This is a genomic window from Streptomyces roseoviridis, from assembly GCF_039535235.1.
In the GTDB taxonomy this organism is placed as follows: Bacteria; Actinomycetota; Actinomycetes; order Streptomycetales; family Streptomycetaceae; genus Streptomyces; species Streptomyces roseoviridis.
This window is the reverse complement of record NZ_BAAAWU010000001.1, coordinates 6,302,040-6,321,638: the sequence shown is the minus strand read 5'-3', so window position 1 is coordinate 6,321,638 and position 19,599 is coordinate 6,302,040. Positions and strand designations below refer to the sequence as shown.

Sequence of the window (19,599 nt, the reverse complement as noted above, 5' to 3'; positions counted from 1 at the left end):
GGCGACGGGGGTGCCTCCCCGATCGAGCGGAGCGGAGAGCTCGGGGGAGGGCAGCGCACCAGTCTAGGCGCCCCGGGGGCCGGGGGCAGGCGGGGGCGTACGTGGGGACGAGCGCCCCGCGCATATGCGGATACGCCCCCGCAGCGTGACCCAAGTCCGGGTGGCGCGTTGGTCAAGAGAGATTGACCGAATCGGGTCGCCCTCCCCCGCGCGACCCGCCCCTTTTCACGCCGGTTCGAGAGGCTTATCCATGGCCGACCACGCAACCCACGACGCCCAGGCCCGGGCGAGTCTGCACCTGCTGGTGCGGGACATCGAGCGGGTCCGGCGGCAGGTTGACGCACTGCGCACCCTGACGGCCCAGCTGGGCAATGTCTACCGCCCTCGCCGCTCCGCCCCTTCGACGGGCTTCGTCGTCTACGGACGCGCCCCCGCCCCGACCGTCCGCCTCGCGCAGGAGCTGCGGGACAGCGTCGAGACCCTGGTGACGGCCGCGGTGGACTTCGACCGCTCCCTCGGCTTCTCGTGGGACGCGGTGGGCTCCGCGCTCGGAGTCACCAAGCAGGCGGTCCACCGCCGTTACGGCTCCCGCCGCGCACCCCAGCCGGGCGCCGCCCTGGACCAGGACCGCGCGGCGGAGCCGGGCGCGACCCGCACGATCCCGGTGGTCCCGCCGGCCCGCAGCATGCCGCCGCAGCCGACCTCGGGCAGCCATGCCCTCCGCGAGGAGACCCGCCCGCCGGCCTTCCCGGCACCGCGCAACGGCTGACCGTCCGCCGACCGTTCCCGGGCCGTCCGTGCGCTAGGGCACGGGCGGCCCGGTGCGCGCGGCGGGTCCGTGGGCGCCGCCGGCCTCGGGGCGGTCCGCACAAGGGGACGGCGTCGCCGTCCGGGCGGTTCGGTGCTCGCCGCGCCCCGCCGCCGAGGAGCGGCCGGCTGTCCCCCGCCCTCGGGTGCCGGGCCCCCTCCCCCACCGGGCCCGTCAGCCGATGTCCGGCGGGTCGACCCGGAGCCGGAGCGGCTCGCCGCCGCCCCGGGCCAGGCGGGATGCCTGGGCCTTCTTCAGGGCCGTGGCCAGGGCGGCACCGCTGCCCGGGGGGACCCGGATCAGGGCGCGGTCCCACTGTTCGCCCGGTGGGGTGTCGCCGGGGCGGCGGGGGCCGCCGGGGCGGGTGACCGGCAGGGGGACGGGGCCGAGGACCTCGGCGTCGGGGGGCAGCTCGGCGGCGGCGAGGAAGGCGCCGAGGGCCTCCGGGGGGCCGGCCACCGCCGCCATGCGGGAGACGGGCGGGAAACCCAGCTCGGCCCGCTCGGCCAGCTCGCGCTGGGCGTGGCCGACGGGGTCCCAGCGGACGAGGGCCTGGACGGGGCGCAGGGTGGGTTCGGCGACGACCACCACGGTGCCGCCCTCGCCCTGGCCCCGTACCAGTGAGGCCGCGTCGATCCAGCGGCGCAGCGCCTCCTCGCCGGCCCGCAGGTCGGGGCGGCCGAGCATGGCCCAGCCGTCGAGGAGCAGGGCGGCCGCGTAGCCGCCCTCGGCGACGGGTTCGGCGCCGGGGGTGCTCACGACGAGCGCCGGCCGGCCCGGCACCCGGTCGAGGACGTGATCGCGTCCTGAGGTGCGTACGGGGACGGCGGGGAAGGCCCGGCCCAGTTCCTCGGCGGTGCGCCGGGCGCCGACCACCTGGGCCCGCAACCGGGTGGAGCCGCACGCCCCGCAGTGCCAGTCGGCCGCCGCCTTCCCGCACCAGCCGCAGTGCAGCTCCTGCTGCTCGGGAGCCTCCAGCGGCCCGGAGCAGTGGCGGCAGCGGGCGGGGGTGCGGCAGCGCTCGCAGGCGAGCCGGGGGACGTAGCCGCGGCGGGGCACCTGGACGAGGACCGGGCCGGTCTTCAGGCCCTCCCGTACGACCTGCCAGGCCAGGGTGGGCAGCCGGGCGGCGCGGGCGGCCTCGTCGCGGGCGAGGTCGGTGTCGCCGACGGTCCGTACGAGCGGGGCGGCGATCCGCACCTGGTCGCGGCCGGCCACGAGGGGCCGGGCCCAGCCGGACTCGACGAGCTGGGCGGCCTCGACGGTGCAGCTGGTGGAGCCGAGCAGGAAGGCGCACCGGTCGTGGGCGGCCCGCAGCAGCAGCACGTCGCGGGCGTGCGGCTGCGGGGCGTGGGGCTCGCTGTGGCTGGAGTCGCCGTCGTCCCAGATGACGGCGAGCCCGAGGTCGCGTACGGGCGCGAACATGGCGGCGCGGGTGCCGACGACGGCGCGGACGGCTCCGCGCCGGACGGCGAGCCACTGCGCGTAGCGCTTCTCGGGGCCGGCCTCGGCGGTGAGCAGGGCGTGCCGGCCCTCGCCGAGGAGGTCGGTGAGGGCCTGGTCGACGCGGGCGGCGGCGCGTCCGTCGGGGACGACCACGAGGGCGCCGCGTCCGGAGGCGAGGGTGGCGGTGACGGCGCGGGCGATCTCGTCGGCCCAGTGCGGTCCCGGCAGCGCGTTCCACACGGCGCGGGGCGCGCCGCCCCGGGCCAGTGCCTCCAGGAACGCCGCCCCCCGCTCGTAACGGCCCCAGGTGCCCGGCTCGGGCGCGGGCGGCGGGGGCAGCGGCTCAGGAGAGGGCCGGCTCTCGGCGCGGGCGTTGCGCGGGGGGACGGCGAGCTGGAGGACGTCGGCGAGGCTGCCCGCGTAGCGGTCGGCGACGGCCCGGGCGAGGCCGAGGAGCTCGGCTCCGAGGACGGGCTCGGGCGAGACGACGTCGGCGAGCGCGGCGAGCGGACCGGAGTAGTCGGACTCGGCGCGCCGCTCGACGAGGTACCCGTCGATGAGCCGCCCGCCCTCGCGCCGTCCGCCCCGCACGTGGTGCGCCCCGGCTCCGAACCGCACCCGCACCCGCACGCCGGGCTGTGCGACGGCGTCCAGCTCCTCGGGCACGGCGTAGTCGAAGAACTGGTCGAGGTGCAGCACGCCCTTGTTGACCACGACGCGTGCCACCGGCAGCTCCGGCGCCAGCGCGGCCCCCCGCCAGGTCCGGGGCTTCGCCCGCGGCACCTTCGCCTTCCGCACGGTCTCCCGGATGAGCGCGAGCTGCTCGGGCTCCTCGTGCCCGCCGTCGCCGTCGTGCCCGTCGTGCCCCCGGGGCTTGTCGTTCTCGCTGCTCACAGCCTCATACCTACCAGACGCCACCGACAGTCAGGCGGGGACGGCGAAGGCCCGGCACCACCGGGTGCCGGGCCTTTCGACGGACTGCGGTCGCTCGCGGTCGCCTGCGGTCCCTCAGAGACCGGCGGCCGCCTTGAGGGCGTCCACGCGGTCGGTGCGCTCCCAGGTGAAGTCCGGCAGCTCGCGGCCGAAGTGGCCGTAGGCGGCGGTCTGGGAGTAGATCGGGCGGAGCAGGTCGAGGTCGCGGATGATCGCGGCCGGGCGGAGGTCGAAGACCTCGGCGATGGCGTTCTCGATCTTCTCGGTCTCGACGGTGTTGGTGCCGAAGGTCTCGACGAAGAGGCCGACGGGCTCGGCCTTGCCGATCGCGTACGCGACCTGGACCTCGCAGCGGGAGGCGAGGCCCGCGGCGACGACGTTCTTGGCGACCCAGCGCATGGCGTAGGCGGCCGAGCGGTCGACCTTCGACGGGTCCTTGCCGGAGAAGGCGCCGCCGCCGTGGCGGGCCATGCCGCCGTAGGTGTCGATGATGATCTTGCGGCCGGTGAGGCCGGCGTCGCCCATCGGGCCGCCGATCTCGAAGCGGCCGGTCGGGTTGACCAGGAGGCGGTAGCCGTCGGTGTCGAGCTTGATGCCCTCCTCGACGAGCTCCTTCAGGACGTGCTCGACGACGAACTCGCGGATGTCGGGCGCGAGCAGCGACTCGAGGTCGATGTCCGAGGCGTGCTGGGAGGAGACGACCACCGTGTCGAGGCGGACGGCCTTGTCGCCGTCGTACTCGATGGTGACCTGGGTCTTGCCGTCGGGGCGCAGGTACGGGATGGTCCCGTTCTTGCGGACCTCGGTCAGGCGGCGCGAGAGGCGGTGCGCCAGGTGGATCGGGAGCGGCATGAGCTCCGGGGTCTCGTCCGACGCGTAGCCGAACATCAGGCCCTGGTCGCCGGCGCCCTGCTTGTCGAGCTCGTCCTCGTCGCCCTCGACGCGCTTCTCGTAGGCGGTGTCGACGCCCTGCGCGATGTCCGGGGACTGCGACCCGATGGAGACCGAGACGCCGCAGGAGGCGCCGTCGAAGCCCTTCTTCGAGGAGTCGTACCCGATGTCGAGGATCTTGTTGCGGACGAGGGTGGGGATGTCCGCCCAGGCCTTGGTGGTGACCTCACCGGCGACGTGCACGAGGCCGGTGGTGATCAGCGTCTCGACGGCGACGCGGGAGGTGGGGTCCTCCTTGAGCAGCGCGTCGAGGATGGTGTCGCTGATCTGGTCAGCGATCTTGTCGGGGTGACCCTCGGTCACGGACTCCGAGGTGAACAGACGACGGGACACAACGCTCCCTGGGGTTGCAGCGGCTGCTGGCTAGTCGATTGCGGACCGGCAGGGGGCTGCGCCCCTCGACGTTCCGAGGACAGTCTATCGGGCAGGATCGGGCATCTGGCCAGGTCCCCCGGCCGGGAGAGGCGTGAACTGTGTGCCGTCCGACGCCCCGGGCTTGACGTTTGTCCCGTTTCGCGAGGTTTCCCGCCGTCGCGGGAGGGGCGCCCCGGCGTCCCGTCGCGTTCGCGAGGAGTTCATCGCGGCACCCGCCGGGACCTTCGCCGCTGCGTCACACGGCGGGGGTGCGCAGGCGCGGCAGCACCAGGTCCCACACCGTCTCGGCGAGGGCTTCCTTCGGTCCGTACGGTACGGGCGTCTCGGTGCCGTCGGCCGAGAGGACCACCGCCTCGTTCTCCTCCGACCCGAAGGTCTTGCGCTCCCCCACCTCGTTGACGACGAGCAGGTCGCAGCCCTTGCGGCGCAGCTTCTGCCGGCCGTGGGCGAGCACGTCGTCCGTCTCGGCGGCGAAACCGACGACGACCTGGCCGGGCACCGCGCGGTCGGCGGAGATCTCGGCGAGGATGTCCGGATTGCGGACGAGCTCGATGGTGGGGGCGCCGCCGTCGTCGGTCTTCTTGATCTTGCCGGTGGCGTAGGCGGCGGGGCGGAAGTCGGCGACCGCCGCGGCCATGACGACCGCGTCGGCGTCGGCGGCGGCCTTGAGGACCGCCTCGCGCAGCTGGACGGCGGTGCCGACGCGCACGACGTCGACGCCCGCCGGGTCGGGCAGCCCGGTGTTGGCCTCGACGAGGGTGACCCTTGCGCCCCGGGCGGCGGCGGCCTTCGCGAGGGCGTAGCCCTGCTTGCCGGAGGAGCGGTTGCCCAGGTAGCGGACCGGGTCGAGGGGCTCGCGGGTGCCGCCGGCGCTGACCACGACGTGGCGGCCGGCGAGGTCGGGGGCGGTGACGCCGCGGGCCAGGATCCGCTTGCAGATCTCGAAGATCTCGCCCGGGTCCGGGAGCCGGCCCTTGCCGGTGTCCACGCCGGTGAGGCGGCCGACGGCGGGCTCGATGACCACGGCGCCGCGGCGGCGCAGGGTGGCCACGTTCTCCTGGGTGGCCGGGTGCTCCCACATCTCGGTGTGCATGGCGGGGGCGAAGACCACCGGACAGCGGGCGGTGAGCAACGTGTTCGTCAGCAGGTCGTCGGCGAGGCCGTGGGCGGCCTTGGCCAGCATGTCGGCGGTGGCGGGGGCGACGACGACGAGGTCGGCGGCCTGGCCGATCCGCACGTGCGGCACCTCGTGGACGGTCTCCCAGACCTCGGTGGCCACGGGGTTGCCCGAGAGCGCGGACCAGGTGGCGGCGCCGACGAAGTGCAGGGCCGAGTCGGTCGGCACGACGCGGACGTCATGGCCCGACTCGGTCAGCCGCCGCAGCAGCTCGCACGCCTTGTACGCGGCGATGCCGCCGCTCACACCCAGGACGACCTTCGGCTTCGCCACCGCGCTCAACTCTGCTCCCCGCACTCGGATGCGTACGACCGCACGACTACACGTCTCCATGAGACACCACAGGCCCGGCGGATGTTCCGCCGGGCCTGTGGTGACAAGCGTTACAGGGTGCGCTGCTACTGCGCCGGACCCTCGATGGCCTCGGAGGTCAGCAGGCCCGCGTTGATCTCGCGCAGGGCGATCGAGAGCGGCTTCTCGTGGACGTGGGTGTCCACGAGCGGACCGACGTACTCGAGCAGACCCTCGCCGAGCTGCGAGTAGTACGCGTTGATCTGGCGCGCGCGCTTGGCCGCGTAGATCACGAGGCTGTACTTCGAGTCAGTGGCCTCGAGGAGCTCGTCGATCGGCGGGTTGATGATGCCCTCGGGCGCGGTGATGGAAGAGGACACGCTCTACCTTCCGAAGATGGAAAAAAGATCAGACAACGTTCATCAACGTTAGCAGCTCGCGGGCGACGTCCTCGACGGAGGTGTTGACGAGCGTGGTGTCGAACTCCGACTCGGCGGCCAGTTCGACCTTCGCCGCCTGCAGCCGGCGCTCGATGACCTCGGGGGACTCGGTGCCGCGGCCGGTGAGCCGGCGGACCAGTTCGTCCCAGCTCGGCGGGGCCAGGAAGACCAGCTGGGCCTCGGCCATGGAGTCCTTGACCTGGCGCGCGCCCTGGAGGTCGATCTCCAGGAGCACAGGCTCGCCCGCCTCCAGGCGGTCGAGGACCGCGCGGCGCGGGGTGCCGTAGCGGTTGCCCGCGAACTCGGCCCATTCGAGCAGCTCGCCGTTGGCGATCAGCTTGTCGAACTCGTCGTCCGTGACGAAGAAGTACTGGACGCCGTGCTGCTCGCCGGGTCGCGGCTTTCGTGTCGTGGCCGACACCGAGAGCCAGACCTCGGGGTGGACCTTGCGCATATGAGCGACGACCGTGCTCTTGCCCACCCCTGAGGGGCCGGAGAGCACGGTCAGCCGCGGACGTACCTCTGCTGCCATGCAGCGATTATTCCAGCTTTACGGGTGTGCCCGGGACGCGTGCGCCCGGGCGGGGGCGCCCTCAGGCGCCGGTGCTGCCGAACTCGCGCTCCAGGGAGGCGATCTGGTTGGACCCGAGGCCGCGGACCCGGCGGCTCTCGGAGATGCCCAGTCGCTCCATGATCTGCTTGGCACGGACCTTGCCGACGCCGGGCAGGGACTCAAGCAGCGCGGAGACCTTCATCTTACCGATGACGTCGTTCTCCTGGCCCTGCTTGATGACCTCGTGGAGGGAGGCGCCGGAGTGCTTGAGTCGATTCTTGACCTCGGCCCGCTCCCGGCGAGCCGCGGCGGCCTTTTCGAGCGCGGCTGCGCGCTGTTCAGGGGTAAGGGGCGGAAGAGCCACGCCTACGTCACCTCGGATGTCGAACTGTCGGATACGGACCGGTGGGATACAGCACGCCCCGCGTGAGCGGAGCACCCCACACCAGTGGAGCAACGTCCGACGTGGAGTACGCCGAACGCCGACTCTGTCCCGGAGACTAGCGGCCGAGGCCGCTCCAGTCAGCGAGAACAGACGAAAAGTCCTGGTCAGCATCGACCGACCAGGACTTTTCCGACATTACGACCCGGTTTTGGGTCAACTTTTGTCAAGGAGTGAGACGGCGGGGACACGCCGCCCGACCTGCGGATTGGCGAGAACCCGGCGAAAACGGCTCCCGGGGTGCCTCAGGCGCCCACGGCCGCCCTGATCTCGTTCGCATAACGTTCCGCGGCCGCCCGCAGAGCGGTGGCGTCCGGACCCGCCTTCAGGACGCCGCGGCTGACGTTCGGGACCACGTTGCGGACCGCCGCGCCGAAGACGGCGGGCAGGTCGGCCGGGGTGGCGCCCTGGGCGCCGATGCCGGGCGCGAGCAGCGGGCCGTTGATGTCCAGGTCGAAGGCGGACAGGTCGCCGAGGGTGGCACCGACCACGGCGCCGAAGGAGCCCATCGGGCCCTCCCCCGCGTTCTCCTCCGCAAGGTGCGCCAGCATCGTCGCGCCGACGGTCCTCCCGTCCTCCCGCACCGCGCGCTGGACCTCCGAGCCCTCCGGGTTCGAGGTCAGCGCCAGGACGAAGAGCCCGGCGCCGGACTCCCTCGCCAGGTCCACGGCGGGCTTCAGCGAGCCGTAGCCGAGGTACGGGGAGACGGTGAGAGCGTCGGAGAAGAGCGGGGAGTCCTTGCGCAGGAACGCCTCCGCGTAGGCGGCCATGGTGGAGCCGATGTCGCCGCGCTTGGCGTCCATGACGACCAGGCCGCCCGCCTCCCGCAGGTCGACGACGGCGCGCTCCAGGACGGCCACGCCGCGCGAGCCGAAGCGCTCGAAGAAGGCGGCCTGCGGCTTGAAGACGGCGACCGTGCCGGCCAGCGCCTCGACCACGGTGTACGTGAAGCGCTCCAGGCCCGCGATGTCGTCGGCCAGGCCCCAGGAGTCCAGGAGGGAGGCGTGCGGGTCGATGCCGACGCACAGGGGACCGCGCTCGTCCATGGCGGAACGCAGACGGGTGCCGAAGGAAAGGGTCATGACGTGGCGGCCTTTCGGTGGTCGGCGCCGACGGCCTCGGCGAGGGTGGCGTACGGGGAGGCCGCGAGGCGCGCCGCGAGGCCCTTGTGGATCGCGCGGGCGTAGAACGGGCCCTCGTAGATGAAGGCGCTGTAGCCCTGGACCAGGGTGGCGCCGGCCAGGATCCGCTGCCAGGCGTCCTCGGCGTTCTCGATGCCTCCGACGCCCACGAGGACGATCCGGTCGCCCACGCGCGCGTAGAGGCGGCGCAGGACCTCCAGGGAGCGCTGCTTGACGGGGGCGCCGGACAGGCCGCCGGTCTCCTCGACCAGCGCCGGGTCGGACGTCAGGCCGAGGCCCTCGCGGGCGATGGTGGTGTTGGTGGCGATGATGCCGTCCAGGCCCAGCTCCAGGGCGAGGTCGGCGACGGCGTCGACGTCCTCGTCGGCGAGATCGGGGGCGATCTTCACCAGGAGCGGGACACGGCGGCCCGTCACGGAGCGGTCGGCGGCCTCGCGGACGGCGGTGAGCAGCGGGCGCAGCGACTCGGTGGCCTGGAGGTTGCGCAGGCCGGGGGTGTTCGGGGAGGAGACGTTGACGACCAGGTAGTCGGCGTGCCGGGCGAGGCGCTCGGTGGACTTCACGTAGTCCGCGGCGGCCTCGGCCTCGGGCACGACCTTGGTCTTGCCGATGTTGACGCCCACGACGGTCCGGAAGACGGCGTTGCGGGCGGCCAGGCGGGCGGCGACGGCGGCCGAGCCCTCGTTGTTGAAGCCCATCCGGTTGATCAGGGCGCGGTCCGGGACGAGGCGGAAGAGCCGCTTCTTGGGGTTGCCGGGCTGGGCCTCGCCGGTGACGGTGCCGATCTCGACGTGGTCGAAGCCGAGCATGGCCATGCCGTCGATGGCGACGGCGTTCTTGTCGAAGCCGGCCGCGAGGCCGAAGGGGCCGTGCATGCGCAGGCCGAGGGCCTCGGTGCGCAGCTCCTCGTACCGGGGCGCGAGGACGGCGGCGACGAAGGTGCGCAGGACCGGGACGCGGGCCGCGAGCCGGATCCAGCGGAAGGCCAGGTGGTGGGCCTCCTCCGGGTCCATCCGCTTGAAGACGAGGTGGAAGAAGAACTTGTACATGAAGGGTGTCCTCAGCAAGAGGGGGACACCGTTTTCGGTGTCCCCCTTGTGGGCTGCTAGTCGCGGGCCGCGATCAGATGCGCCGCGTGTTCCTGGAGCGAGCGCACGCCCACGTCGCCGTGGTTGAGCGCGTCGATGCCCTGGACCGCGGCGGCGAGCGCCTGGACCGTGGTGAGGCACGGGACGCCGCGCGAGACCGCCGCCGTACGGATCTCGTAGCCGTCGAGGCGGCCGCCGGTGCCGTACGGGGTGTTGACGATGAGGTCGACCTGACCGTCGTGGATCAGCTGGACGATGGTCTTCTCGCCGCCGGGGCCCTCGCCCTCGCTGAGCTTGCGCACGATGGTGGCGTTGATGCCGTTGCGCTTGAGGACCTCGGCGGTGCCGGAGGTGGCGAGCAGTTCGAAGCCGTGGGCGACGAGCTCACGGGCCGGGAAGATCATCGAGCGCTTGTCGCGGTTGGCGACGGAGATGAACGCGCGGCCCTTGGTGGGCAGCGGGCCGTAGGCGCCGGCCTGCGACTTGGCGTACGCCGTTCCGAAGACCGAGTCGATGCCCATGACCTCGCCGGTGGAGCGCATCTCCGGGCCGAGGACGGTGTCCACGCCGCGGCCGTGGATGTCGCGGAAGCGCGACCACGGCATCACGGCCTCCTTGACGGAGATCGGCGCGTCCAGCGGCAGGGTGCCGCCGTCGCCGTTCTTCGGCAGCAGGCCCTCGGCGCGCAGCTCGGCGATGGTGGCGCCGAGCGAGATGCGGGCGGCGGCCTTCGCGAGCGGCACCGCGGTCGCCTTCGAGGTGAAGGGGACGGTGCGCGAGGCGCGCGGGTTGGCCTCGAGGACGTAGAGGATGTCGCCGGCCATCGCGAACTGGATGTTGATCAGGCCGCGCACGCCGACGCCCTTGGCGATGGCCTCGGTGGAGGCGCGCAGCCGCTTGACGTCGAAGCCGCCGAGGGTGATCGGGGGCAGGGCGCAGGCGGAGTCGCCGGAGTGGATGCCGGCCTCCTCGATGTGCTCCATGACGCCGCCGAGGTAGAGCTCCTGGCCGTCGTAGAGCGCGTCGACGTCGATCTCGATGGCGTCGTCGAGGAAGCGGTCGACGAGGACCGGGCGGGTCGGGGAGATCTCGGTGGACTCGGCGATGTACGCCTCGAGGCGCGTCTCGTCGTAGACGATCTCCATGCCGCGGCCGCCGAGCACGTACGAGGGGCGTACGAGGACGGGGTAGCCGATCTCGTCGGCGATCTTCTTGGCGCCCTCGAAGGTGGTGGCGGTGCCGTGCTTGGGGGCGGGCAGGCCCGCCTCCTCCAGGACGCGGCCGAAGGCGCCGCGGTCCTCGGCGGCGTGGATGGCCTCCGGGGAGGTGCCGACGACCGGCACGCCGTTGTCCTTGAGCGCCTGGGCGAGGCCGAGCGGGGTCTGGCCGCCGAGCTGGACGACGACGCCCGCGATGGGGCCGGCGAGCGACTCGGCGTGGACGATCTCCAGGACGTCCTCGAGGGTCAGCGGCTCGAAGTACAGGCGGTCGGAGGTGTCGTAGTCCGTGGAGACGGTCTCCGGGTTGCAGTTGACCATCACGGTCTCGTAGCCCGCGTCGCTCAGCGCGAAGGAGGCGTGGACGCAGGAGTAGTCGAACTCGATGCCCTGGCCGATGCGGTTCGGGCCGGAGCCCAGGATGATCACCGCGGGCTTCTCGCGCGGCGCGACCTCGGTCTCCTCGTCGTAGGACGAGTAGAAGTACGGGGTCTTCGCGGCGAACTCGGCGGCGCAGGTGTCGACCGTCTTGTAGACCGGGCGGACGCCGAGGGCGTGCCGCACCTCGCGGACGACGTCCTCGCGCAGGCCGCGGATCTCGGCGATCTGGGCGTCGGAGAAGCCGTGGCGCTTGGCCTCGGCGAGCAGCTCGGGGTCGAGCTTCTCGGCCAGCGCGAGCTCGTCGGCGATCTCCTTGATGAGGAAGAGCTGGTCGACGAACCAGGGGTCGATCTTGGTGGCCTCGAAGACCTCCTCGGGGGTGGCGCCCGCGCGGATGGCCTGCATGACCGTGTTGATCCGGCCGTCGGTGGGACGGACCGCCTCGCGCAGCAGCTCCGCCTTGTCGCCCGGCTCGCCGGTGAAGGCGAACTGCGAGCCCTTCTTCTCCAGGGAGCGCAGGGCCTTCTGCAGCGCCTCGGTGAAGTTGCGGCCGATGGCCATGGCCTCGCCGACCGACTTCATGGTCGTGGTGAGGGTGGAGTCGGCGGAGGGGAACTTCTCGAAGGCGAAGCGGGGCGCCTTGACGACGACGTAGTCGAGGGTCGGCTCGAAGGAGGCCGGGGTCTTCTCGGTGATGTCGTTGGGGATCTCGTCCAGCGTGTAGCCGACGGCCAGCTTGGCGGCGATCTTGGCGATCGGGAAGCCGGTGGCCTTGGAGGCGAGCGCGGAGGAACGGGAGACGCGCGGGTTCATCTCGATGACGATGATCCGGCCGTCGACCGGGTTGACCGCGAACTGGATGTTGCAGCCGCCGGTGTCGACGCCGACCTCGCGGATGATCGCGATGCCGATGTCGCGCAGCCGCTGGTACTCGCGGTCGGTGAGGGTCATCGCCGGGGCGACGGTGATGGAGTCACCGGTGTGGACGCCCATCGGGTCGAAGTTCTCGATGGAGCAGACGACCACGACGTTGTCGGCCTTGTCGCGCATCAGCTCCAGCTCGTACTCCTTCCAGCCGAGGATGGACTCCTCCAGGAGCACCTCGGTGGTCGGGGAGAGCGTGAGGCCCTGGCCGGCGATGCGGCGCAGCTCCTCCTCGTCGTGGGCGAAGCCGGAGCCGGCGCCGCCCATGGTGAAGGAGGGGCGGACGACGACGGGGTAGCCGCCGAGGGTCTCGACGCCCTTGAGGACGTCGTCCATGGAGTGGCAGATGACCGAGCGGGCGGACTCGCCGTAACCGATCTTGGCCTTGACGGCCTCGACGACGCCCTTGAAGAGGTCGCGGTCCTCGCCCTTGTGGATGGCCTCGACGTTGGCGCCGATGAGCTCGACGCCGTACTTCTCGAGGACGCCCTGCTCGTGCATGGAGATCGCGGTGTTGAGCGCGGTCTGGCCGCCGAGGGTGGGCAGCAGGGCGTCGGGGCGCTCCTTGGCGATGATCTTCTCGACGAACTCGGGGGTGATCGGCTCGACGTAGGTGGCGTCGGCGATCTCCGGGTCGGTCATGATCGTGGCCGGGTTGGAGTTGACCAGGATGACGCGCAGGCCCTCGGACTTGAGGACCCGGCAGGCCTGGGTGCCGGAGTAGTCGAACTCGGCGGCCTGGCCGATGACGATCGGGCCGGAGCCGATGACCAGGACGGACTGGATATCGGTGCGCTTAGGCACGCTCGGCCTCCATCAGAGAAACGAAGCGGTCGAAGAGGTACGCGGCGTCGTGCGGGCCGGCGGCCGCCTCGGGGTGGTACTGGACGGAGAAGGCGGGCTGGTCGAGCAGTTGGAGACCTTCCACCACGTTGTCGTTCAGGCACACGTGGGAGACCTCGGCACGCCCGTAGGGGGTGTCGGAGACCTTGTCGAGGGGCGCGTCGACGGCGAAGCCGTGGTTGTGCGCGGTGACCTCGACCTTGCCGGTGGTGCGGTCCTGGACGGGCTGGTTGATGCCGCGGTGGCCGTACTTCAGCTTGTAGGTGCCGAAGCCGAGGGCGCGGCCGAGGATCTGGTTGCCGAAGCAGATGCCGAAGAGGGGCGTCCTGCGCTCCAGGACGGCCCGCATGACGGCGACGGGGCCGTCGGCGGTGGCGGGGTCGCCGGGGCCGTTGGAGAAGAACACGCCGTCGGGGTCGACCGCGAAGACGTCCTCGGCGGTGGCGGTGGCGGGCAGCACGTGGACCTCGATGCCGCGCTCGGCCATCCGGTGCGGGGTCATGCCCTTGATGCCGAGGTCGACGGCGGCGACGGTGAACTTCTTCTCGCCGATCGCGGGGACGACGTACGCCTCCTTGGTGGCGACCTCGGCGGAGAGGTCCGCGCCCGTCATCTCGGGCTGCTGCCGGACCTCGGCGAGCATGGTGCCCTCGTCGGGGAGCGCGGTGCCGGAGAAGATGCCGACGCGCATGGCGCCGCTCTCGCGCAGGTGGCGGGTGAGGGCGCGGGTGTCGACGCCCTGGATGCCGACGACGCCCTGGGCGCGCAGCTCCTCGTCGAGGGAGCGGCGGGCGCGCCAGTTGGAGGAGACGCGGGCGGGGTCGCGGACGACGTAGCCGGACACCCAGATGCGGGCGGACTCGGGGTCCTCGTCGTTGACGCCGGTGTTGCCGACGTGCGGGGCGGTCATCACGACCACCTGGCGGTGGTACGACGGGTCGGTGAGGGTCTCCTGGTATCCGGTCATGCCGGTGGAGAACACGGCCTCACCGAAGGTCTCCCCCACGGCCCCGTAGGCGCGGCCGCGGAAGATGCGGCCGTCCTCCAGGACGAGTACGGCGGGAACCTTGGCGGTTCCCCGGGTGGAGGTCGTCATCGTGCGGTGCCTTCCGTCGTGCGTGCGGGGATGTTCGGGCTCGGGGAGTTGATGGCCTCGACCCAGGCGGCGTGCTCGGCCGCGCGGTCGGCGCGGAAGCCGGAGTCGATCAGCTGGTCGCCGTGGGCCCAGGTGATGACCAGCAGGCCGCCCTCGGTGAGGACCTTGCCGGCGATGCCCTTGTCGAGGCGGGCCTCGCGCAGCCGGTCGGCCGGGATGTGGAAGTCGTCCGCCCCGGGGCGTACGACGCTGATCCCGGCGTCCGTGAGGGTGAGCTCGGCGCGGGAGCGGACGCCGAGGCCGTGGGCGACGATCCGGTCGAGCCACTGGCCGGCGGTGGTGGAGCCGTGGTAGCGGCCGTGCAGCGTCAGCCGCGGTGCGCCGGGCTCCTCGGGTGCGGTGGGCAGCGGCGGCAGGTCGGACTGGAGGCTGCCGCGCCACTTCCATCCCTGGCGCATCAGCCAGTAGACGAAGGCGATGAAGAGCAGCAGTCCGGCGACCCAGCCGAGCCGTCCGGCCCAGTCGGTGACCTCGGCCGATTTCTGTTCGGCTTCGGCGGCCAGGTGGATGAGAGGTGTCACGCCAGCTTCCCGTCGACGAGCGTTGCCCGGCCCCGCAGGAACGTGTGGGTGACGCGTCCCGGCAGCTCGCGGCCCTCGTAGGGGGTGTTGCGGCTGCGGGAGGCGAAGTCGGCCGGGTTCACGACACCACGGTATGCCGGATCGACCAGCGTCAGGTTGGCGGGCTCACCAGCCGAGACGGGGCGTCCGTGGCCCTTGGCCCCGCCGATCCGGGCCGGCGTGACGGACATCCGGTCGGCGACGCCGGCCCAGTCGAGCAGGCCGGTCTCCACCATCGTCTGCTGGACGACGGACAGGGCGGTCTCCAGGCCCACCATGCCCATGGCGGCGGCGGCCCACTCGCAGTCCTTGTCCTCGTGGGGGTGCGGGGCGTGGTCGGTGGCCACGATGTCGATGGTGCCGTCGGCCAGGGCCTCGCGCAGCGCCATCACGTCGCGCTCGGTGCGCAGCGGCGGGTTGACCTTGTAGACCGGGTTGTAGCTGCGGACCAGCTCGTCGGTGAGGAGGAGGTGGTGCGGGGTGACCTCGGCGGTGACGTCGATGCCGCGGGACTTGGCCCAGCGGACGATCTCGACGGAGCCGGCCGTGGAGAGGTGGCAGATGTGGACGCGGGAGCCGACGTGCTCGGCGAGGAGGACGTCGCGGGCGATGATCGACTCCTCGGCGACGGCGGGCCAGCCGCCGAGGCCGAGTTCGGCGGAGACGACGCCCTCGTTCATCTGGGCGCCCTCGGTGAGGCGGGGCTCCTGGGCGTGCTGGGCGATGACGCCGCCGAACGCCTTCACGTACTCCAGGGCACGGCGCATGATCACCGCGTCGTCGACGCACTTGCCGTCGTCGGAGAAGACGGTGACGCCGGCGGCGGAGTCGTGCATGGCGCCGAGCTCGGCGAGCTTCTTGCCCTCCAGGCCGACGGTGACGGCGCCGATGGGCTGCACGTCGCAGTAGCCGGCCTCCTTGCCGAGCCGGTAGACCTGCTCGACGACGCCGGCGGTGTCGGCGACGGGGAAGGTGTTGGCCATGGCGAAGACGGCCGTGTAGCCGCCGGAGGCGGCGGCGCGGGTGCCGGTGAGGACGGTCTCGGAGTCCTCGCGGCCGGGCTCGCGCAGGTGGGTGTGCAGGTCGACCAGGCCGGGCAGGAGGACCTGTCCCCCGGCCTCGATCACCTGGGCGCCCTCGGCCGACAGGCCCGTACCCGTCTCGGCGATGATCTCGCCGTCGATCAGGACGTCCTGGGCCTCGCCGCCGAGCACCTTCGCACCACGGATCAGGATCTTGCTCATGCGGTTCAGTTCTCCTCGGTACGGGCGTTGGTGGCGGCGGGCTCGGAGCCGCCGAGCAGCAGGTAGAGGACGGCCATGCGGATGGAGACGCCGTTGGCGACCTGCTCGACGACCGTGCAGCGGTCGGAGTCGGCGACCTCGGCGGTGATCTCCATGCCGCGGACCATGGGCCCGGGGTGCATGACGATGGCGTGGTCGGGCATCTTCGCCATCCGCAGGCCGTCCAGCCCGTAGCGGCGCGAGTACTCGCGCTCGGTCGGGAAGAAGGCCGCGTTCATCCGTTCGCGCTGCACACGCAGCATCATCACCGCGTCGGACTTCGGCAGCACGCCGTCCAGGTCGTAGGAGACCTCGCAGGGCCAGTGCTCGACGCCGACGGGGACGAGGGTGGGCGGGGCCACCAGGGTGACCTCGGCGCCGAGGGTGTGCAGCAGGTCGACGTTGGAGCGGGCCACCCGGCTGTGCAGGACGTCACCGACGAGGGTGATGCGCTTGCCGGACAGGTCCTGGCCGAGGCCGGCGTCGCGGCCGACCAGGCGGCGCCGCATGGTGAAGGCGTCCAGGAGGGCCTGGGTGGGGTGCTGGTGGGTGCCGTCGCCGGCGTTGATGACGGGGGCGTCGATCCAGCCGGAGGTGGCGAGCCGGTACGGGGCGCCGGAGGCGCTGTGGCGGATGACGACGGCGTCGACGCCCATCGCCTCCAGGGTCTGGGCGGTGTCCTTGAGCGACTCGCCCTTGGAGACGCTGGAGCCCTTGGCGGCGAAGTTGATGACGTCGGCGGACAGGCGCTTCTCGGCCGCCTCGAAGGAGATCCGGGTGCGGGTGGAGTCCTCGAAGAAGAGGTTGCAGATCGTGCGCCCGCGCAGGGTCGGGAGCTTCTTGATGGGCCGGTCGGCCACCCGGGCCATCTCCTCGGCGGTGTCGAGGATGAGGACGGCGTCGTCGCGGGTGAGGTCGGCGGCCGAGATGAGGTGACGCATCATCGGGGGTTCTCTCCGTGGTGGGGAGGATGGGGGCATGCGGGTGCGCAGGGCTGTGCCCCGGACCCGTCGTGGGCCGGTCCGGATCAGGAGGCGGGCTTGCTGCCGAGCAGGACGGTGTCGCGACCGTCCTCTTCGGCGAGCTGGACCTTGACCGTCTCCCGCAGCGACGTGGGGAGGTTCTTGCCGACGTAGTCGGCGCGGATCGGGAGTTCGCGGTGGCCGCGGTCGACGAGGACCGCGAGCTGGACGGCACGGGGGCGGCCGATGTCGCCGAGGGCGTCGAGGGCGGCGCGGATGGTGCGGCCGGAGAAGAGGACGTCGTCGACGAGGACGACGAGACGGCCGTCGATGCCGTCCCCGGGGATGTCGGTGCGGCCGATGGCGCGCGCCGGCTTCATCCGCAGGTCGTCCCGGTACATGGTGATGTCGAGGGAGCCGACCGGGATCCTGGCGCCGGTGATCGACTCGAGCTTCTCGGCCAGCCGGCGGGCGAGGTAGACGCCGCGGGTGGGAATGCCGAGGAGGACCACGTCGTCGGCGCCCTTGGCGCGCTCGACGATCTCGTGGGCGATGCGGGTCAGGACCCGCGCGATGTCCGGGGCCTCAAGAACGGGCCGGGCGGCATCGGTCTGCTGCTCTGTGTCCATGTGGAAACGGACCTCCTTCTCCGCCTCACGGGACGGCTCTTAAAGGACGTCGGAATTGCGCCGTCCACCTTACCAGGGGCGGAGGGGTGCCCCGCTCACCACCCGTGCGCCACTCCGGGCGCCGTCCCTCGCGAGGGGGCGGTATGGACCATTCGGCTTGACGGGAGAGTGTCACGCTGCGTAACCTCACAGTGAGTTACCAGCCGCGCGGCGCAGCCGCATGTCGTCACAGCGTCCGGGAGCGTTATGTCCAGCGAATACGCAAAGCAGCTCGGGGCCAAACTCCGTGCGATCCGCACCCAGCAGGGCCTGTCCCTCCACGGTGTGGAGGAGAAGTCCCAGGGCCGCTGGAAGGCGGTCGTGGTCGGTTCGTACGAGCGTGGCGACCGCGCGGTGACCGTGCAGCGCCTGGCCGAGCTGGCGGACTTCTACGGGGTGCCGGTGCAGGAGCTGCTGCCGGGCACCACGCCGGGCGGGGCCGCCGAGCCGCCGCCGAAGCTGGTCCTGGACCTGGAGCGCCTGGCCCACGTCCCCGCCGAGAAGGCCGGCCCGCTCCAGCGCTACGCGGCGACGATCCAGTCGCAGCGTGGTGACTACAACGGCAAGGTGCTGTCGATCCGCCAGGACGACCTGCGCACCCTCGCCGTCATCTACGACCAGTCCCCCTCGGTCCTCACCGAGCAGCTGATCAGCTGGGGCGTGCTGGACGCGGACGCGCGCCGCGCCGTCGCCCACGAGGAGAGCTGACCCTCCTCCCGACCCGGTGACGGGTCACAGCAGAAACGTGCCGCCGGGGCCGTGGGAGTCGATCGCCGACTCCCACGGCCCCGGCGTTCGGCGTTCTGCGGCGTTCGGCGTTCTGCCCCCTGCCCGTCCGCCGCTCGTCACCCGTTCGGCGGTACGAGGATCGGGCCGTACGCCGGTACGCCGAAGGGGCCCGCAGCACGGCGTGTGCTGCGGGCCCCTTCGACTGCCGGGGAGGGACTCAGGCGTCCGCGTCCCGGCGCAGGCGCGGCTTCAGGTCCTTGAAGCGGGCGAGCAGACCGTTGACGAAGGTCGGCGACTCGTCCGTGGAGAACTCCTTGGCGAGCTGCACGGCCTCGTCGATCGCCACCGCGTCCGGGGTGCCGTCGTCCCAGATCAGCTCGTACGCGGCGAGGCGCACGATGTTCCGGTCGGCGACGGGCATCCGGTCGAGGTCCCAGTCCACCGCGTAGGTCGCGATGAGCTCGTCGATCCGGGCGATGTGCTGGGCGTAGCCCTCGACCAGCTGCATGGTGAACTCGTTCACCGGCGGCTGGCGGTCGTCGGCCCGGTGGTGCCGGACCTGGTCCGCGAGGACTTCCTGCACCGAGGCACCACGCTGGTCGGCCTCGAACAGGATCTGGAAGGCCCGCCTGCGGGCCTTGCTCCGGGCGGCCACGGTTAGCTGTTCACCCGGCCGAGGTAGTCGCTGGTGCGGGTGTCGACCTTGATCTTCTCACCGGTGGTGATGAAGAGCGGGACCTGGATCTCGTGGCCGGTCTCCAGGGTGGCGGGCTTGGTGCCACCGGTGGAGCGGTCGCCCTGCACGCCCGGGTCGGTGTGCTGGACGGTCAGCTCGACGGCGGCCGGGAGCTCGACGTAGAGCACCTCGCCCTCGTGCTGCGCGACCTGGGCGGTGAAGCCCTCGATGAGGAAGTTGGCGGCGTCGCCGACGGCCTTGCGGTCGACCATCAGCTGGTCGTAGGTCTCCATGTCCATGAAGACGAAGTACTCGCCGTCCATGTAGGAGAACTGCATCTCGCGGCGGTCGATGGTGGCCGTGTCGACCTTCACGCCCGCGTTGAAGGTCTTGTCGACGACCTTGCCGGACAGGACGTTCTTGAGCTTGGTGCGCACGAAGGCCGGGCCCTTGCCGGGCTTGACGTGCTGGAACTCGACGACGGACCAGAGCTGGCCGCCTTCGAGCTTGAGCACCATGCCGTTCTTGAGGTCGTTCGTGGAAGCCACGGTTGC

General features: G+C 72.0%; 18 protein-coding genes. 2 read left to right on the top strand and 16 right to left on the bottom strand.

The features are described from left to right. Positions 1-250 precede the first annotated feature (250 nt). Entirely contained in the window at positions 251-769 is a 519-nt protein-coding gene (locus ABD954_RS28600) for a hypothetical protein (protein WP_345490269.1), read from the top strand. A gap of 213 nt (positions 770-982) precedes the next feature. Here the strand turns inward: ABD954_RS28600 and ABD954_RS28595 are convergent, their stop codons facing one another. The 14 genes from ABD954_RS28595 to pyrR all read right to left on the bottom strand — a co-directional run bounded on the left by ABD954_RS28595 (position 983) and on the right by pyrR (position 17,601). Next, complete coding sequence (locus ABD954_RS28595; protein WP_345490267.1) at positions 983-3,148, bottom strand: primosomal protein N'; 2,166 nt, start codon at positions 3,146-3,148, stop codon at positions 983-985. 114 nt (positions 3,149-3,262) lie between these two features. After that, the gene (gene metK / locus ABD954_RS28590; RefSeq protein ID WP_345490265.1) at positions 3,263-4,471 is read right to left on the bottom strand and encodes a methionine adenosyltransferase; all 1,209 of its coding nucleotides are present in this window, start codon (positions 4,469-4,471) and stop codon (positions 3,263-3,265) included. Between the two features lie 277 nt (positions 4,472-4,748). After that, the gene (gene coaBC / locus ABD954_RS28585; protein ID WP_345490263.1) at positions 4,749-5,963 is read right to left on the bottom strand and encodes a bifunctional phosphopantothenoylcysteine decarboxylase/phosphopantothenate--cysteine ligase CoaBC; all 1,215 of its coding nucleotides are present in this window, start codon (positions 5,961-5,963) and stop codon (positions 4,749-4,751) included. A 125-nt stretch (positions 5,964-6,088) separates the two neighbouring features. After that, entirely contained in the window at positions 6,089-6,361 is a 273-nt protein-coding gene (gene rpoZ, locus ABD954_RS28580; protein WP_005319902.1) for a DNA-directed RNA polymerase subunit omega, read from the bottom strand. Positions 6,362-6,389: 28 nt separating this feature from the next. Continuing rightward, entirely contained in the window at positions 6,390-6,953 is a 564-nt protein-coding gene (gene gmk / locus ABD954_RS28575; RefSeq protein WP_345490261.1) for a guanylate kinase, read from the bottom strand. A 61-nt stretch (positions 6,954-7,014) separates the two neighbouring features. Continuing rightward, entirely contained in the window at positions 7,015-7,338 is a 324-nt protein-coding gene (locus ABD954_RS28570) for an integration host factor (protein ID WP_026246651.1), read from the bottom strand. 323 nt (positions 7,339-7,661) lie between these two features. After that, positions 7,662-8,498, bottom strand: coding sequence for an orotidine-5'-phosphate decarboxylase (pyrF, locus tag ABD954_RS28565; RefSeq protein WP_345490260.1), 837 nt, complete (start codon positions 8,496-8,498; stop codon positions 7,662-7,664). Next, positions 8,495-9,607 carry a quinone-dependent dihydroorotate dehydrogenase gene (locus ABD954_RS28560; RefSeq protein WP_345490259.1) on the bottom strand — a complete coding sequence of 371 codons (1,113 nt, stop codon included), beginning with the start codon at positions 9,605-9,607 and terminating at the stop codon, positions 8,495-8,497. The genes pyrF and ABD954_RS28560 overlap by 4 nt, the downstream gene beginning before the upstream one ends. A 56-nt stretch (positions 9,608-9,663) precedes the next feature. Further along, the gene (carB, locus tag ABD954_RS28555) at positions 9,664-12,972 is read right to left on the bottom strand and encodes a carbamoyl-phosphate synthase large subunit (RefSeq protein WP_345490258.1); all 3,309 of its coding nucleotides are present in this window, start codon (positions 12,970-12,972) and stop codon (positions 9,664-9,666) included. Continuing rightward, on the bottom strand, positions 12,965-14,107 hold the full coding sequence (gene carA, locus ABD954_RS28550) for a glutamine-hydrolyzing carbamoyl-phosphate synthase small subunit (RefSeq protein ID WP_345490257.1): 1,143 nt from the start codon (positions 14,105-14,107) through the stop codon (positions 12,965-12,967). Before carA ends, carB begins: the two co-directional genes overlap by 8 nt. Next, positions 14,104-14,688: a PH-like domain-containing protein gene (locus tag ABD954_RS28545; protein WP_345490256.1), complete on the bottom strand. Its 585-nt coding sequence runs from the start codon at positions 14,686-14,688 to the stop codon at positions 14,104-14,106. Before ABD954_RS28545 ends, carA begins: the two co-directional genes overlap by 4 nt. Next, positions 14,685-15,971, bottom strand: a complete 1,287-nt coding sequence (locus ABD954_RS28540; RefSeq protein WP_345490255.1) for a dihydroorotase — start codon at positions 15,969-15,971, stop codon at positions 14,685-14,687. The genes ABD954_RS28545 and ABD954_RS28540 overlap by 4 nt, the downstream gene beginning before the upstream one ends. Before the next feature lie 5 nt (positions 15,972-15,976). Further along, the gene (locus ABD954_RS28535; RefSeq protein WP_345490254.1) at positions 15,977-16,954 is read right to left on the bottom strand and encodes an aspartate carbamoyltransferase catalytic subunit; all 978 of its coding nucleotides are present in this window, start codon (positions 16,952-16,954) and stop codon (positions 15,977-15,979) included. An 83-nt stretch (positions 16,955-17,037) separates the two neighbouring features. Then, positions 17,038-17,601 (bottom strand): bifunctional pyr operon transcriptional regulator/uracil phosphoribosyltransferase PyrR, encoded by a 564-nt coding sequence (pyrR, locus tag ABD954_RS28530; RefSeq protein WP_345490253.1) that lies wholly within the window; start codon positions 17,599-17,601, stop codon positions 17,038-17,040. 246 nt (positions 17,602-17,847) lie between these two features. On the opposite strand from pyrR, the gene bldD reads away from it, so the two are divergent. After that, a complete protein-coding gene (gene bldD / locus ABD954_RS28525; RefSeq protein ID WP_030607052.1) occupies positions 17,848-18,348 on the top strand; it encodes a transcriptional regulator BldD in 501 nt (166 codons plus the stop codon). 238 nt (positions 18,349-18,586) lie between these two features. Here the strand turns inward: bldD and nusB are convergent, their stop codons facing one another. Both nusB and efp read right to left on the bottom strand, forming a co-directional pair. Beyond that, complete coding sequence (gene nusB / locus ABD954_RS28520) at positions 18,587-19,024, bottom strand: transcription antitermination factor NusB (RefSeq protein ID WP_345490252.1); 438 nt, start codon at positions 19,022-19,024, stop codon at positions 18,587-18,589. Between the two features lie 2 nt (positions 19,025-19,026). Continuing rightward, positions 19,027-19,593 (bottom strand): elongation factor P, encoded by a 567-nt coding sequence (gene efp / locus ABD954_RS28515; RefSeq protein ID WP_345490251.1) that lies wholly within the window; start codon positions 19,591-19,593, stop codon positions 19,027-19,029. Positions 19,594-19,599: the final 6 nt, after the last annotated feature.

Bases quoted from the DNA above. Each gene is read 5' to 3' on its own strand.
- gmk (WP_345490261.1), bottom strand. From the start codon at position 6,953: ATGGCAGCAGAGGTACGTCCGCGGCTGACCGTGCTCTCCGGCCCCTCA.
- ABD954_RS28600 (WP_345490269.1), top strand. From the start codon at position 251: ATGGCCGACCACGCAACCCACGACGCCCAGGCCCGGGCGAGTCTGCAC.
- carA (WP_345490257.1), bottom strand. From the start codon at position 14,107: ATGACGACCTCCACCCGGGGAACCGCCAAGGTTCCCGCCGTACTCGTC.
- ABD954_RS28540 (WP_345490255.1), bottom strand. From the start codon at position 15,971: ATGAGCAAGATCCTGATCCGTGGTGCGAAGGTGCTCGGCGGCGAGGCC.
- pyrF (WP_345490260.1), bottom strand. From the start codon at position 8,498: ATGACCCTTTCCTTCGGCACCCGTCTGCGTTCCGCCATGGACGAGCGC.
- pyrR (WP_345490253.1), bottom strand. From the start codon at position 17,601: ATGGACACAGAGCAGCAGACCGATGCCGCCCGGCCCGTTCTTGAGGCC.
- ABD954_RS28535 (WP_345490254.1), bottom strand. From the start codon at position 16,954: ATGATGCGTCACCTCATCTCGGCCGCCGACCTCACCCGCGACGACGCC.
- bldD (WP_030607052.1), top strand. From the start codon at position 17,848: ATGTCCAGCGAATACGCAAAGCAGCTCGGGGCCAAACTCCGTGCGATC.
- ABD954_RS28560 (WP_345490259.1), bottom strand. From the start codon at position 9,607: ATGTACAAGTTCTTCTTCCACCTCGTCTTCAAGCGGATGGACCCGGAG.